The organism is Desulfitobacterium hafniense DCB-2 (assembly GCF_000021925.1).
In the GTDB taxonomy this organism is placed as follows: domain Bacteria; phylum Bacillota; class Desulfitobacteriia; order Desulfitobacteriales; family Desulfitobacteriaceae; genus Desulfitobacterium; species Desulfitobacterium hafniense.
The window spans coordinates 3,973,054-3,987,566 of record NC_011830.1 but is presented as its reverse complement, the minus strand read 5'-3'; the positions used below and the strand labels follow the sequence as shown (position 1 = coordinate 3,987,566).

Below are 14,513 nucleotides of genomic sequence, written 5' to 3'. Positions count from 1 at the left end.
GGGGGTAGAGCCATGACTGATTTATACAATGAAGGAACGGAAGAACTCCTTTTAAACATGGGCCCTCAACATCCGAGTATGCACGGCGTATTTCGTATGGTGGTTCGTCTACAAGGAGAAACAGTAACCGGAATTGAACCCAAAATCGGCTATCTGCACCGCGGATTGGAAAAGATCGCAGAAAGCCGTACCTATCCGCAATTTATTCCTTATACCGATCGTTTGGATTATCTTGCTTCACCTCATAATAATCTGGCTTATGTCCAAACTGTGGAAAAATTGATGGGCCTGGAGATTCCCGAGAGAGCGGAATACCTTAGAATTATCTTAGCTGAACTGGCCCGCTTCGCCAGCCACCAAGTGTTCATTGCCAGCGCCGCCTTGGATATGGCAGGATGGACGGCTTGGGGATATCCTTTCCGGGATCGGGAGAGAATTCTTGATCTGTTTGAAATGATGTCAGGCAGCCGTTTGACCGTGAATTGCATGCGCATCGGCGGCGTCAGCGCAGAACCTCCCGCAGAATTCTGGCCTGCTTTGGAATCCTTCCTGGACGATATGCCCGAGAAATTGGAAGAGTATTTCAATATCTATATGGGCAATGAGATTGCTCAGGCGCGGATGAAGAAGGTAGGGATCCTCTCCAAAGAGGTTGCGGAAAACCTTTGCATCACAGGTCCGGCTTTACGGGCCTCCGGCGTTCAGTATGACGTTCGGAAAGCTGAGCCTTACGGGATTTATGATCGTTTTGATTTTGAAGTTCCTGTGCTTTACGGCTGTGATACCTATGATCGCAATCTGATCCGTTTCATGGAGATGAACGAAAGCCTTAAGATCATTCGTCAAGCGGTGAGGGATATCCCTGAGGGCCCGATTATGGCGAAGGTGCCTAAAATTATTAAACCACCGGCCGGTGAAGTGTATCATCGTGTGGAAAACCCCAAAGGCGAACTCGGTTTCTATATCGTCAGCAACGGAACGCCGAAACCTGAGCGGGTTAAGATTCGGGCCGGTGCCTTCGTCAATCTTCAATGCTTAAATGAAATCGGTGTGGGCACCTATATCCAGGATCTTATCGCAAGCTTTGCATCCTTGGATGCAGTGCTCGGTGAAGTGGATAAGTAATACTCTCAATGAGGGGAGAAGAAGATGGAAGCTATACGTGCGTTAAATGAGTTGCCAAAAAATATTGCGGCTGCCATCCGCGGGTTGTTTGCGGATCCGTATTCGCTTTGGGCAGACTTGACCATGACCTTAATCGGGATGATCCTGATCATCGTGGTTATCGTCATTTCAGCACTTTTACTGATTGTTCTCGAACGTAAAATTGCCGGTTGGGGATCTCAGCGTCCCGGCCCAAACCGCTTAGGTCCACGGGGATGGTTTCAAACGATTGCCGATGCGCTGAAGCTGCTGGGTAAAGAAGACCTTACCCCTGCCAACGCAGATCGGATTATGTTTAAGATTGCTCCTATGTTTATTTTCGGTATTCCCATTTTGACCTTGACCATCATTCCATTTGGTTATGCTATGACCGTCATCGATCTGGAACTGGGTGTGTTTTTCTATCTGGGAATTACCTCCGTCTCCACCCTTGCTTTGTTAATGGCAGGCTGGAGCTCCAACAATAAGTATTCCTTGCTGGGTGGTATGCGCGCCGTTGCGCAGATGATCAGTTACGAAATACCCTTGATTTTCTCACTTCTTGGGGTTGTCATGCTGACTCAGACCTTTAACTTGACGAAAATCGTGGAAGCACAGGCGGCATTGCCCTTTATTTTCTTGCAGCCTATAGCATTTATTATCTTTTTGATATGCGGACAAGCGGAAGTCAACAGGGCGCCCTTCGACCTTTTAGAAGCTGACCAGGAAATCATCGCCGGACCCTTTACGGAGTACACGGGATTGCGCTGGGGATTGTTCTACCTTGGTGAGTACGCTAATCTTGTCGCCATGTGTGCCTTGGCAACTACCGTATTCTTAGGCGGCTGGCAAGGGCCTGGTGTTTTACCGGGCTGGGCTTGGTTCTGGTTAAAAGTAGGTCTCTTGATCTTTATCTCCATGTGGGTGCGCTGGACGTTCCCGCGGATTCGGATTGACCACTTGATGCATTTGGCCTGGAAGGTCTTGTTACCGCTCGCGCTTCTCAACATCTTGTTGACGGGTCTGGGGATTTATATCTATCAGCTCGTGATTGGAGGGTGACAGAGTGTTAGGTAAAGGATTATTAACGGGAATGGGCATCGTGCTCAAGAAGATGCTCGGACCAAATATCACAGAGTTCTATCCTGAGGTTATGCCGAATCTTCCCAAGACCGTTCGCAGCTCCATGGGACTGGAGCCGGATAAGTGCATCTCCTGCACATTATGCGCTTTGGCCTGTCCGAACAAGGTCATTACCTTAACCAGTGAAAAGGATGAGAACAATAAAAAAGTTCTCAAGACCTATCACATGGATGTAGGGCGTTGCTTGTTCTGCGGCCTCTGCACGGAAGCATGTCCTACGAATGCGCTGACCGTGACCCAGGAGTTTGAGAACTCCGTCTTCTATCCTGAAGATTTATATTGGGATATGATTGAGCGTTCGAAGCGTAATGGGAAGGAGGGCAACGAATGAGTACTATGGCGACCATTGTGTTCTTCATTTTCGCCATAATCGCCGTGGCTTCAGCATGGGGAGTTGTTACCTCGAAAAACATTGTCCACAGTGCGTTTTTCCTGGCTCTTTCCTTTGCCGGGGTTGCCGTCCTGTATGTCCTCTTAAATGCTGAGTATCTTGCAGCAGTTCAACTTCTCGTTTATGCAGGAGCAATTTCGATTATGGTGATCTTTGCAGTCATGCTGACCTTAAGGGGCGATGTGGCTGAAAGCAGCCCTGTCACCAAAAAATGGACCCAAGGGGCTTTAGTAAGCGCTCTTGTCTTCATTGTTTTGGCTTTGGTTATTCTGACCAATAGTGACTGGCGGATTCTTGCCATGCCTGCACTTGCTGGAGGGACCACAGTAGAACTCTCCAAACTGCTCTTGTCATGGTATATGGTGCCCTTTGAAGCGGCGGCCATCCTGATTACTGTAGCCTTGATTGGGGCAGTGATTATCGCGAAAGGAGGGCATGAAAGCAAATGAGTATAAGCGTTGGGCTTGGATCCTATCTTTTGGTTGGAGCGATGCTTTTTTGCCTGGGGCTCTACGGAGTTTTCGTGAAGCGAAATATCATTGCCATTCTCATGTCCATTGAATTGATGCTTAACGCAGTGAATATTAACTTCATTGCTTTTAGCCGCTTTGCCCCCTGGGCTAATCCCGGGACAAATCCCCTCATTGGACAGGTAGCGGCCATCTTCGTGATCGTAGTTGCCGCAGCGGAAATTGCCGTGGGATTGGCCTTGGTTATCGCCATCTATCGCAATCGCCGTACCACGAATGTGGATGAATTCAACTGGTTGAAATGGTAGAGAGTCTATGGAGAGGTAGGTGTTCAAGGAAATGAATGATCTTTTTCAATGGGCATGGTTGATTCCCTTTTTGCCCTTCCTGTCGTTTCTACTCATCGCCTTAGTCACAAAGCGATCCAAAAGACTGTCCTCCACCATTTCTATTTTGGCGATTCTTACTTCGTTTGGATTGTCCATAGCTATCGGTCTTGGTGTTATTCAGTCTGGCTCGCAAATCGTTGAAAACCCCGTGCTGACCACTGTGAACTGGCTCAGCATCGGCGGACTTCATATTGACTTTGGTACACTCATTGATCCTATGAGTGCGATGATGTTATTTGTCGTGACCTTGGTGGCATCCATGGTGCAGATTTACTCCATCGGATATATGCATGGAGACCCCGGTTTTTCACGTTATTATGCCTTTCAATCCTTATTCGCAGCATCCATGCTGGGCATGGTCTTAGCAACAAACCTTCTGCAATTGTTTATCTTCTGGGAACTGGTGGGACTTTGCTCTTATCTGCTCATCGGCTTCTGGTTCTTTAAGGTATCCGCACGGGAAGCGGCCAAAAAGGCCTTCATTACCACCCGCGTCGGAGACTTTGGTTTGCTCTTGGGGATTTTATTCCTCTACAATACCTTTGGTACTTTGGATTTCTATGGTCCTGGTTCCTTATCGGTGCAAATGGCGACCAGCTTCCATGATTTTGCCCTGATCGGCGGCGTAAGCTATCTTACCATCATGGCAATTTTGGTCTTCATCGGACCCGTTGGGAAATCCGGTCAGTTCCCCTTGCACGTTTGGCTTCCGGATGCCATGGAAGGTCCTACCCCCGTCAGTGCCTTGATCCACGCCGCTACCATGGTTGTGGCCGGGGTTTATCTGGTGGCGCGGATGTTCTTCCTCTTTGATAACGCATCTCCTTTTGCTCTGCAGCTGGTGGCAGGAATGGGTGCCTTTACAGCCATTTTTGCGGCCACCATAGCTATTGCGCAGGACGATATCAAACGCATCCTGGCTTATTCGACCTTAAGCCAATTGGGCTATATGATGTTTGCTCTGGGCGTTGGTTCCTTAACCGCTTCCATGTTCCACCTGATGACCCATGCCTTCTTTAAGGCCTTAATGTTCTTGGGAGCAGGTTCTGTCATCCATGCCCTGCATCACAAGCAAAACATTTGGGATATGGGTGGACTCTGGAAGAAGATGCCGATTACCGGCACCACTTTCTTCATTGGGGTCTTGGCTATTGCCGGTATTCCGCCCTTTGCCGGATTCTTCTCCAAAGACGAGATCTTGTTGGCGGCCTACCATGGTCACCCCATTATCTTTGCGGTAGGCTTGTTTACGGCCTTCCTGACCGCCTTTTATATGAGCCGTCTCTTCTTTGTGGCCTTCATGGGCGAAGAGAAACCGGAGAATCATCCTCACGAATCTCCTTGGGTTATGACCCTGCCCCTAATCATCTTAGCCTTCTTCAGTGTTGTCGGCGGCTGGGTTGCCTTGCCTGAGCATAACTTCGGATATTTCGTGCATTATGGTGAATTCCATCATGAAAGCATTAACTGGATGATTGCGACCATTTCAATCATTGCCGGAGTTCTGGGCATTGGCTTGGCCTACATCACTTATGTGACCCGGGCGATCAAGGCTGAGAATGTGGTGGCCCGTTTCCCTGGTGTCTATAAACTGCTTAAAAACAAGTACTATATCGACGAAATTTATCTCTGGTTCATTCATAAGGTTATGGATGGCATTGTGGCCAAAGTCCTTTACTGGTTTGACCTCTATATTGTGGACGGTATTGTTAATGGTCTGGCAGCCCTTACCCGGGGTTCAGGCCGCGCCTTGCGCCGTACCACCACAGGCCAGATGCAAACCTATGCTTTGGTATTCTTCGTTGCCATTGTGGTTATCTATCTTGTCTTCGCCCTGGGCGAAGGACAGCTTTCGGCGCTTAATCCCGCAGCTATGCTAGGAGGTGTTAAGTAATGTCGCCATTGGCACTTCAGCCTGAAGTAGGCTCCTTTATTCTGCCATTCGCACTGTTGGCACCGATTCTAGCAGCATTTATCATTGTTTTCCTTCCCAAAGAAGAAGGAAAAACGATCAAACTGGTGGCAGCACTGGGAACACTTACTTCCTTGTTGCTCTCTCTCTATGTATTCTTTGCCTATGACCGCTCTTTAGCAGGGATGCAGTTTAATCTCACGATTCCGCTGATTCCGGATATCGGTGTTAATCTGGCTTTCGGGGTGGACGGTATCAGCATTCCGATGCTCCTGCTCACGAACCTCATCGCCTTTACTGCCGTGTATTCTTCCTGGAACATCGAGAATCGTGTCAAAGAGTTCTTCGTGTTGCTCTTAATCCTGATTGCCGGGGTTATGGGAACCTTCATTGCCCGGGACCTGTTTATCTTCTTCCTGTTCTATGAAATCGTGGTTATTCCTATTTATATCATGGTTATCATCTGGGGAAGCACCAAACGGGTGACCAAAGAGTATGCAGGGATGAAGCTGACCATCTACCTGCTGCTGGGCTCCGCTTTATTGCTGGTGGCTATGGTTTCCCTGTGGGTCAATGCTACCAATCAGCTGGCGGCCATGGGCCAGGGACCGACCTTTATGTTCGATGAATTGGCAAGGCTTCAATATGACGAGACCTTCCAGATCATTTGCTTCGGTCTGTTGGCGGTAGGTTTTGGTTCACTGATTTCTATGTTCCCCTTCCATTCCTGGTCTCCCGATGGTTATGCCGGCGCTCCCACAGCGGTCAGCATGATCCATGCCGGAGTCCTGAAGAAGATCGGGGGCTATGGTTTAATTCGCCTGGGGCTTATGGTGTTCCCCTTGGGGGCAAAATTCTGGGCACCGGTGATTGCCGTTCTGGCGGTTGTTAACGTTCTCTATGCAGCCTTCATCGCTTTAGCCCAAAAAGACCTTAAGTATGTGGTCGGATATTCTTCCGTCAGCCATATGGGTTATGTTCTGATTGCCGTAGCGGCACTTAATATAACCAGCATCAATGGTGCAGTAGCCATGATGTTTGCCCACGGTGTGATGTCGGCTCTCTTCTTCTCCATGATTGGCTTTATCTATGAGAAGACCCATACCCGCAATATTGCGGAGCTGGGCGGACTGGCTCACCAGATGCCCCGTCTGGCCGTAGGCTTCTTGCTGGCAGGTATGGCCGGCCTGGGATTGCCCGGTACAGTGAACTTTATCGGTGAATTCACCATCTTCATTGGCACGGTTAAGGTATTGCCGGTCCATGCGGTGGTTGGTATCGCCGGGATTATCTTTACAGCTGTGTATTCCCTCCGACTCATTGCCAATGTCCTCTTTGGACCTCGCCGTAAGGAATGGGATCATCTGAAAGACCTGCGCGGTCCTGAGCTTGTTCCTTTGGTTGTCCTGGTCTTTGTCATCATCATAACGGGTGTCTTCCCGAACACCGTGCTGCAATTGATCGACACCGGGGTCCAATCTTCAGGGTTAGCTAAGGTGCTTGAAGCTGTGACTCAGGCGAAGATGGGAGGGTTGTTCTAATGATGAGTTTCGAATTATCTTTACTCTCAACGGAAATCATTATGGCAGTCCTTGGCCTTGGCTTATTCGCAGTAGGTCTCATCCTTCCCCGCGGGTCGAGACAAGGAATGTTCCCTCTTACCTTATTCGCCCTTTTGGGAACCCTTGCTTACGCTGTCTATGATTTCTTCTATGGTGGAAATGCGGCATTCCTGCAAGGAATGTATATGCACGACCAATTTGCAGGCTTTTTCAAGATTCTTTTCCTCGTTGCGGCACTCCTGGTAGTGCTTTCCACGAAAAACTATGTGGCTAAATTCCAGGCTTACCGCGGTGAGTTTTACCCCCTGCTCCTCTTGGCCGCTTTGGGCATGATGCTGATGGCTGGTGCCGGGGATCTTCTCACGATGTATGTAGGCTTAGAGTTGATGACCATCACCTTCTATATTCTCGTCGCTTACCATCCCAATGATCCCAAATCCTCAGAGGCGGGCATTAAGTATTTGGTGCTGGGAGCCGCCTCTTCAGCAGTTCTGCTCTACGGTATCAGCCTGATCTATGGACTCACCGGCTCCACTCAGATGTTTACTGTGGCCATGTCCTTAGGTGCTGAGGCGAATACAGTGACTATCCTGGCTACCGTGATGATGCTGGCTGGATTTGGCTTTAAAATCAGTTTGGTTCCTTTCCATATGTGGGCACCGGATATTTATGAAGGGGCTCCTGCTCCCATCACCGCATTCTTGGCCACAGCCTCCAAAGCCGCCGGTTTTGCGGCCTTGGTCAGATTCTATGTCCTGATGATGTACAATCATTCCATGGCTGAAGCCGGACTCATCCTGCTTCTGGTATTGGCCGCTATAACGATGATCATCGGTAACCTGATGGCCTTCCCCCAAAAGAATATCCAACGCTTGATGGCTTATTCGGGGATTGCTCAGGCAGGCTACATCATCGTTGGCGTCATCGCAGTCTCCATTGCCAGCTCGGTATCCCAATGGGGAGTCGATCCGGTCAGTGCTTTTGTGGATGGGATCAAAGGGGTATTGTTCTACCTGATGATTTATGTCTTTGCTAACCTGGGGGCCTTCGCGGTCATTACCCATGTGGCCCAGAGCCAGGGCAGCACTGAGATCAAGGATTACGCAGGTTTGGCAAAACGTTCCCCGCTGGCCGCCGCAGTTCTTACCTTATCCGTTCTTTCTTTGGCTGGGATTCCGCCCTTGGCAGGATTTGTGGGTAAATTCTACCTTTTCTCGGCAGTCATCAACCAAGGACATGTCTGGATAGCGGTGATAGGTTTTGTGATGAGTATGATTTCCGTCTATTACTATTTATCCATTGTTAAGATCATGTATCTGGGCGATGGGGAAGGATTACCTGAAGTGCCTGTTCATGGTGCGGCCAAATTTGGCATGATATTCTCCATGATTGTCACGATTGTTTTAGGTATTTACCCCACACCTTTGGCTCAAATGGCGCTTACCGCCGCTTCGAGCCTGGTAAAATAGAATACCATAATGTCTTTTAAGAGAGTCTCAGCTTATGCTGAGGCTCTTTTCGTAAGGGGCCTGCTCTGCTCTGGAAAGTTCCGGAAGCTTAGTCTCCAGGGTTTTGCTTTACACCGGTCGCTCCATAAGCTGCGCGGACAAAACTAACGCTCAAGCTCTCCGCTCCGTCGAGTGCCCCGCTAAATCGGCTCCTCGAAAGCACTGCTTTCGCACTTTGTTCTCATAGCGGGTTGGAAACGTCCTGTTTCCAACTCGACTCCGCTGCGTGCTTTTCGCGAAGTTTTGTTTCCGCTCGCTTAAAGTCGCTTCCCTTTTGTAAATCAAAATCCTTGGGCTGCTTTTCGGGTCTGGGAGAGTGGGGCGTTGTAGGAGATGTGTGGGAGGCCGCCTTATCTGAGCTGCTTTTTGCATCCTTAACGACACCCCTTAGACTACTCGAAGAAAGCACCAAGAAAGCTGAACAGCAGAGCTGAAGAAGACCCGCAAACTTGACTTTGAAAAAGTCCCATAAGACGTAGCTTTGCGCACAAAAGCCGTGAACTCCGGAGAAAAAACCTTCCAGTGGAAGGTTTTAGGATTCACGCCCGAAGGTGACGGATTTAGCGGAGGGGCGGTCAGGTTGACGAGGCTTTCTTAACGTAGCGGAGCCACGGTTTACATGCAGAAAGCAGCGGGGTTTGGTGGAGCTGTTAAGAAAGCGAGTAAACCAGCCCCGGAGCTATGGAGTACGCGTTGTGCGTAAAGCTACGCGACCCGAGCAAGCTTTAGTTACAACGACCCGGACAAAAGGCAACAAGGATAGATTCGCCGTACTGTACAACAGATTCTTGCTGGGACAAAGGGATCTAATGTGTTAAAATACCTAAAAACTTAGGGAACAAGAAAATCAAAGGAGAACTGCTTATGAGTGAACATCGGCAAGCATTGGGAAGATATGGGGAAGAACTTGCTGTCAAGCATATTAGGCAGGCTGGACTTACTGTACTGGAATGCAATTATCGCTGTCCTTTAGGGGAAATGGATATCATTGCTCAAGAAGGAGAGACGATTATATTTATTGAAGTCAGGACTCGTTCCACGGGAAGCCGGGGGTGGGGAGAAGAAAGCATTACGGCTAAGAAGCGGGAGCGGCTTTATCGCATAGCCACTCATTATTTAAAGTTCAGGAATTATAAAGAATGGCCTTCTTTACGTTTTGATTTAATTGCTATACGTTGCCAGAACCAGGAAGGCAAGCAGCCGGATATCATCTGGATTCGCGGTATCTAGTACTCTGTAACCTGATTACATTTCTGGCTGTTAAACTTTCCTATGACTGGGTTGTCGTCAATCACAATGCGAACGGTGGCGGGTATTTTGAAACGGGGAAGATGTGTTATTGATAGAGGTATGATAAAATGCAGATAGGACAAGATTGGAGGGAGGACGGCTATGAATGCGATTTTAGTAATTGATGATGAAGAACGTATACGTCATTTGGTTCGCATGTATTTGGAACGGGAAGGCTATGAGGTGGATGAAGCAGGCAATGGGCGGGAAGCTCTGGAAAAGTTTCAGAAACAGGACTATGCTCTGCTGATCGTCGATTTAATGATGCCTGAGATAGATGGCTGGAAAGTATGCCGGGATGTGAGAGAGAGATCCGATATCCCGATCATAATGCTCACAGCCCGAGGGGAAGAGTTTGATCGTGTGTTAGGTTTTGAATTGGGCGCAGATGATTATCTCGTGAAACCATTTAGCACCAAGGAGCTGGTAGCGCGGGTAAAAGCGCTTTTAAGGCGTTCCCGGGGGAATACGGCCATAAGTTCTTCAGACTTACTCTTCGGTCCCCTTAAAATTGAGAAGGATAAACATCGGGTGTCCATCGATGATGAACAAATTCCTTTTACGCCAAGGGAATTTGAGCTCCTTTACTTTTTAGCCAAAAACCCCAGCCGGGTGTTTTCCAGAGAACAGCTGATGGAAACCGTATGGGGCTATGATTTCTATGGTGATGCCCGCACAGTGGATACTCATGTCAAGAAGATTCGTGAAAAGCTGGCTGACCCTAAAGTAAGGAGCATGCTTGCTACGGTATGGGGAGTGGGCTATAAATTCGATCCCGAAGCAGTCAATGAATAGTACGCGCTCGAAAAGAGGAGAAAAAATTGAACTTTGACCTGCGTCCGCGAAGTATAAGTATGAAATTATGGGCTGCTATAACCGCTTTAATTCTCGCGGTTTTGGGCGGATTAGGGGTAACCATCACCTTGCTTTTTGGTGACTTTTACTTCCAGCAAACTTTGGATACTTTGGGGAAAGAAGTGGAGGAAATATCCCATTACCTCGGAGAGCAGCCTAATTGGTCGCAGCGCTTATTTGCCATTGATGAAATCCGTCTGTCCTCGGATACGCAAATGGTTGTCATTGACCGTTACAGCGAGATTATCGCCATTAAGGGCGGGAATGTGGCGGCAAGCTTCGGAACCAATGATCGTATCGGTTGGGGTGATGTTTCGGGGGAGATGAGCTGGCTGATCCGCTCCTTATACCCTTCGGATTTTTTGTCAAGGACGGATATTGCCGAGGTCCTGGCCGGAAAGGTGATAACGATTAAAGCGATTCCCAGGAATAAAACGGGACAAGCGATGCTCATTGCTGCAGCCCCTTTAGGCAATCCCAGTGAAGCTATTGTCGTTTTGGGAACGTCACCGGCCCCTGTTCAGGATAGTATTAATGCCTTTCGCCGGATGACTTTATATGTATCTCTGGCAGCTGTGGTTTTGGCCACTTTGGTAAGCTTAGTCTTTGCCAGACAAGTGACACGGCCCTTAGCCTTGATGCAGAAAGGTGCCAGCCAAATGGCCAATGGAGACTTTCAGCCTATTACCGGAGTGAGAAGCCGGGATGAGTTAGGCGAACTTGCCGATGTCCTGAACTCCATGGGAGAAAGCCTTAAAAATCACATGACTTGGCTGTCTGAGGAGAGGAATCTTCTGCTGGGCATTGTCGAAGGAATCAGTGACGGCGTCATTATGCTGGATGGGGAAGGGGAGATTCTCTACACCAATGAACCGGCTAAAGCTCTGTGGCAGGGCTCGGGATCGGAAGAAGAGTCTTCAGAGCGTAAAGAAACTCTGATGGCCTTTTTACGAGAATCCATGGAGGGTGTTGAGATCGATAAAAAGATCCATTTCAACTTAGATACCCAAGTGCTTCAAGTGGCTATGGCGACAACCCAATTTGAAGACGGCAAACAGGGCTATGTTGCCGTACTGCGGGATATTACCGCATCCTTAAGGGCAGAAAAAGAGCGGCGGGATTTTATGGCCAGTGTCACTCATGAATTACGCACCCCCCTTCACTTGATTCAAGGCTATTTGGAAGCTATCCAAGATGGAGTGATCGCTAAAGAGGAGCAGACGGAACACATCGATCTGGTACTGGAGGAAGCGAAGCGCTTAGCTAAATTGGTCATGGAACTTCAAGAGCTGGACCGTTTTGAGAGTTGGAAGAATTTTGAGAAAAAAGAAATTGATTTGGCCGGCTTTATCCAGGAATTGGGCTACCGTTTCCAGGGACGAGCCGATGAGTTAGGAATCCATTTGCAAATGGATAACGGTAAAGGAGTTATCCATGCCAATCGGGATCGTTTGCTTCAAGTCTTTATCAATCTCATCGAAAATGCCTTCCGCCACACTCCTGAGGGCAAAAGTGTCTACATTAGGATCATTGACAGTGAAGAGCATATTCAATTTAATGTAGAGGATCAGGGAGAGGGAATTCCTCCTCAAGCCCTGCCCCATATTTTTGATCGATTCTATCGGGTGGATAAATCCCGTTCAAGGAAGGAAGGGGGGATGGGATTAGGCCTATCCATTGTCATGCTGATCGTCGAGGCTCATAACGGGGAGATTAAAGTCGAAAGTGAAGTAGGCAAGGGAACAACCTTTAAGGTGATTCTACCCAAGTAAGAGAACGATGAGGGAGGGTAGTTTCTATGCGTATAGAGCAGCTTCAGCATATTATCGAAGTAAATAATAAGAAATCCATCTCGGAAGCGGCGAAAACTTTCTTTATGAGCCAGCCACAGCTTAGCCACTCTATGAAAAACCTGGAGGATGAGCTGGGCTATAAACTGTTCCGCCGCAACCGGGGAGGCTTGATTCCGACCTGCCAAGGGAAAGAAGTTGTGGGTTTGGCCCGTGAAATCATCAATACTATTGAAGAACTCAAATCTCTGGCAAGTGGTGAAGCCAATCTGACCGGCAATCTCAGTCTGACTCTTGCCCCAGGAGCTTTCAACTCCTTTGCCGGTCTTTTAATCACTCGTTTCAATGAAAAGTACCCTAATGTTAATCTAATGATTACTGAGGATATAGGCATTGCCATCGTGGATAAGGTAGCTATGGGGACCTGTTTAATGGGAGTGCCGGTGTGGACCAGCAACGATGACGATACCATGCGCAAGCTCCTCGACAGTAATGACCTGGCCTATGAGGAAATTATTGAGGATGATTTATGCCTGGTTATTGGTAAGCGACATCCTTTGGCCGCTAAAGAGAGCATAGAATTAGCTGATTTAGAAGGAATGACCTTTGTGGATTATTGTGGCAGGTATCGCAATTTGCTGCGCAATTGCGGAATTGATACGGCTAAGAGGGAGTTCCTGATTGTCTACAACCGTGAGGTCATGAAAACAATCATTGCCAAAAATCAGGGAATCGCCGTTTTTCCGCGTTTCTTCTTGCATAATGATTTATTTTTTGAACAAGAATTACTAAGCTATCGTGCCATCGAAAAGATAACCGATAAAGTTAAAATGAAAATGTACCTTATCTATTCCAGAACTGAACCTTTGTCTCATTCTGCGAAGCAGCTGAAGAAGATGCTCAGCGAGATAATTGCCGGCAACCCTAGTTAAAGGGGAGGTTTTATTCATGCGGGTAGAACAACTTGATCAAATCGTAAAAATTCATGAACATGGCTCCCTTTCCAAGGCGGCCAGTGCGCTTTTTATCAGCCAACCTTCATTAAGCGTATCCGTCAGTCGGCTGGAGGAAGAATTGGGACTGAAGATCTTTGAACGCAGTAATACAGGAGTTGCACCTACGGAACAAGGGGAAGCTGCCTTGGCGCTGGCAAGAACTATTCTGACCTTAAGTGAAAAGATCAAGGGCATGATGGACGGGAGAAAAGTTCTGATCCGTAATCTTCAGATGGCGATACCAGGAGCCTTTGCCAATGCTATAGCCCCCGATCTACTGGTGAAATTTCATGAGATCTATCCAGAGGTTAATCTGCATATCCATGAGGCTCCCTATTATGAAATCGTCGAGAACATGGATCGGGGAGCCTATTCCATAGGCGTTATACCCTGTGGACAAGATGGCAAAAAGGATTTACTCAAGCAGCTGAATGACGTGGAGATCGAATGGGAGATCATCTCCGGTGGTCAGGCTAAATTATTGCTTTTCTTAAGCAGCAAAAATCCTTTGGCAGATAAAGAGCGGATCAGCTTCTCCGATATTAAGTCCATGAAGATGATTTCCTATAAAGAAAACTATATCCAAACTTCGCGAAATTTAAGATGTCCTCTGCATAAGCCGATTATTGTTGAGGATATTGAATTGCTGAAAAGGTTGATCAGCGCTGACTTCGGGTTTTCTATTTTTCCGGAGATATTAGCTTACAACGATCTATACATGAGCAGTGGAAGGATTAAGGCCATACCCATGCATGAGTTAAGTGAGCAGTGGGATATCTTTATCTTATACTCTCATCACGAATCCTTGTCATTTATCGAAAGAGAATTGCTGGCATTAGTTAAAGAACTGATTCGGGACAACCTGATCAGTCAGATAGAATAAGAGGTATAACCTAATAGTAAATATGCTAATAGGCACAAGTAAGTGCATATATTATTTTTCACATACCTGACATAACAAAACCTATATTATGCAAAGGGAGAACAATATCCTACAATAAGAGCAACCAATTGGTTCATCAACATTATTTATGTCAAAGGTCGGAAGGAAACAAAAAGGAGGGA

General features: G+C 47.7%; 13 protein-coding genes. All 13 read left to right on the top strand.

Features of this window, described 5'->3' with window-relative positions; translation table 11 throughout:
• Window positions 1-12: 12 nt before the first annotated feature.
• The 13 genes from DHAF_RS18710 (at window position 13) to DHAF_RS18650 (ending at window position 14,331) form a co-directional block, all read left to right on the top strand.
• Complete coding sequence (locus DHAF_RS18710) at window positions 13-1,125, top strand: NADH-quinone oxidoreductase subunit D (RefSeq protein ID WP_015944760.1); 1,113 nt, start codon at window positions 13-15, stop codon at window positions 1,123-1,125.
• 24 nt (window positions 1,126-1,149) lie between these two features.
• Window positions 1,150-2,205: an NADH-quinone oxidoreductase subunit NuoH gene (nuoH, locus tag DHAF_RS18705; RefSeq protein ID WP_005813219.1), complete on the top strand. Its 1,056-nt coding sequence runs from the start codon at window positions 1,150-1,152 to the stop codon at window positions 2,203-2,205.
• A gap of 4 nt (window positions 2,206-2,209) precedes the next feature.
• Window positions 2,210-2,617, top strand: a complete 408-nt coding sequence (locus DHAF_RS18700) for a NuoI/complex I 23 kDa subunit family protein (RefSeq protein ID WP_011460438.1) — start codon at window positions 2,210-2,212, stop codon at window positions 2,615-2,617.
• Window positions 2,614-3,126: an NADH-quinone oxidoreductase subunit J family protein gene (locus tag DHAF_RS18695; protein WP_005813221.1), complete on the top strand. Its 513-nt coding sequence runs from the start codon at window positions 2,614-2,616 to the stop codon at window positions 3,124-3,126. Before DHAF_RS18700 ends, DHAF_RS18695 begins: the two co-directional genes overlap by 4 nt.
• Entirely contained in the window at window positions 3,123-3,455 is a 333-nt protein-coding gene (gene nuoK, locus DHAF_RS18690) for an NADH-quinone oxidoreductase subunit NuoK (protein WP_005813222.1), read from the top strand. The genes DHAF_RS18695 and nuoK overlap by 4 nt, the downstream gene beginning before the upstream one ends.
• A gap of 19 nt (window positions 3,456-3,474) precedes the next feature.
• Window positions 3,475-5,430, top strand: a complete 1,956-nt coding sequence (nuoL, locus tag DHAF_RS18685; RefSeq protein WP_011460436.1) for an NADH-quinone oxidoreductase subunit L — start codon at window positions 3,475-3,477, stop codon at window positions 5,428-5,430.
• Window positions 5,430-6,989: a complex I subunit 4 family protein gene (locus DHAF_RS18680; RefSeq protein ID WP_005813230.1), complete on the top strand. Its 1,560-nt coding sequence runs from the start codon at window positions 5,430-5,432 to the stop codon at window positions 6,987-6,989. Before nuoL ends, DHAF_RS18680 begins: the two co-directional genes overlap by 1 nt.
• Entirely contained in the window at window positions 6,989-8,479 is a 1,491-nt protein-coding gene (locus DHAF_RS18675) for an NADH-quinone oxidoreductase subunit N (RefSeq protein WP_015944759.1), read from the top strand. The genes DHAF_RS18680 and DHAF_RS18675 overlap by 1 nt, the downstream gene beginning before the upstream one ends.
• 903 nt (window positions 8,480-9,382) lie before the next feature.
• Window positions 9,383-9,748, top strand: coding sequence for a YraN family protein (locus DHAF_RS18670; protein WP_015944758.1), 366 nt, complete (start codon window positions 9,383-9,385; stop codon window positions 9,746-9,748).
• 162 nt (window positions 9,749-9,910) lie between these two features.
• Window positions 9,911-10,603 (top strand): response regulator transcription factor, encoded by a 693-nt coding sequence (locus DHAF_RS18665; protein ID WP_005813236.1) that lies wholly within the window; start codon window positions 9,911-9,913, stop codon window positions 10,601-10,603.
• Between the two features lie 26 nt (window positions 10,604-10,629).
• Window positions 10,630-12,435: an ATP-binding protein gene (locus tag DHAF_RS18660; RefSeq protein ID WP_015944757.1), complete on the top strand. Its 1,806-nt coding sequence runs from the start codon at window positions 10,630-10,632 to the stop codon at window positions 12,433-12,435.
• Window positions 12,436-12,461: 26 nt separating this feature from the next.
• Entirely contained in the window at window positions 12,462-13,385 is a 924-nt protein-coding gene (locus DHAF_RS18655) for a LysR family transcriptional regulator (protein WP_015944756.1), read from the top strand.
• Between the two features lie 16 nt (window positions 13,386-13,401).
• Window positions 13,402-14,331: a LysR family transcriptional regulator gene (locus tag DHAF_RS18650; protein ID WP_005813242.1), complete on the top strand. Its 930-nt coding sequence runs from the start codon at window positions 13,402-13,404 to the stop codon at window positions 14,329-14,331.
• Window positions 14,332-14,513: the final 182 nt, after the last annotated feature.

Coding starts and splice junctions, on each gene's coding strand:
- DHAF_RS18655 (WP_015944756.1), top strand. CDS start 12,462: ATGCGTATAGAGCAGCTTCAGCATATTATCGAAGTAAATAATAAGAAA.
- DHAF_RS18650 (WP_005813242.1), top strand. CDS start 13,402: ATGCGGGTAGAACAACTTGATCAAATCGTAAAAATTCATGAACATGGC.
- DHAF_RS18665 (WP_005813236.1), top strand. CDS start 9,911: ATGAATGCGATTTTAGTAATTGATGATGAAGAACGTATACGTCATTTG.
- DHAF_RS18675 (WP_015944759.1), top strand. CDS start 6,989: ATGATGAGTTTCGAATTATCTTTACTCTCAACGGAAATCATTATGGCA.
- DHAF_RS18695 (WP_005813221.1), top strand. CDS start 2,614: ATGAGTACTATGGCGACCATTGTGTTCTTCATTTTCGCCATAATCGCC.
- nuoH (WP_005813219.1), top strand. CDS start 1,150: ATGGAAGCTATACGTGCGTTAAATGAGTTGCCAAAAAATATTGCGGCT.
- DHAF_RS18680 (WP_005813230.1), top strand. CDS start 5,430: ATGTCGCCATTGGCACTTCAGCCTGAAGTAGGCTCCTTTATTCTGCCA.
- nuoK (WP_005813222.1), top strand. CDS start 3,123: ATGAGTATAAGCGTTGGGCTTGGATCCTATCTTTTGGTTGGAGCGATG.
- DHAF_RS18710 (WP_015944760.1), top strand. CDS start 13: ATGACTGATTTATACAATGAAGGAACGGAAGAACTCCTTTTAAACATG.
- DHAF_RS18670 (WP_015944758.1), top strand. CDS start 9,383: ATGAGTGAACATCGGCAAGCATTGGGAAGATATGGGGAAGAACTTGCT.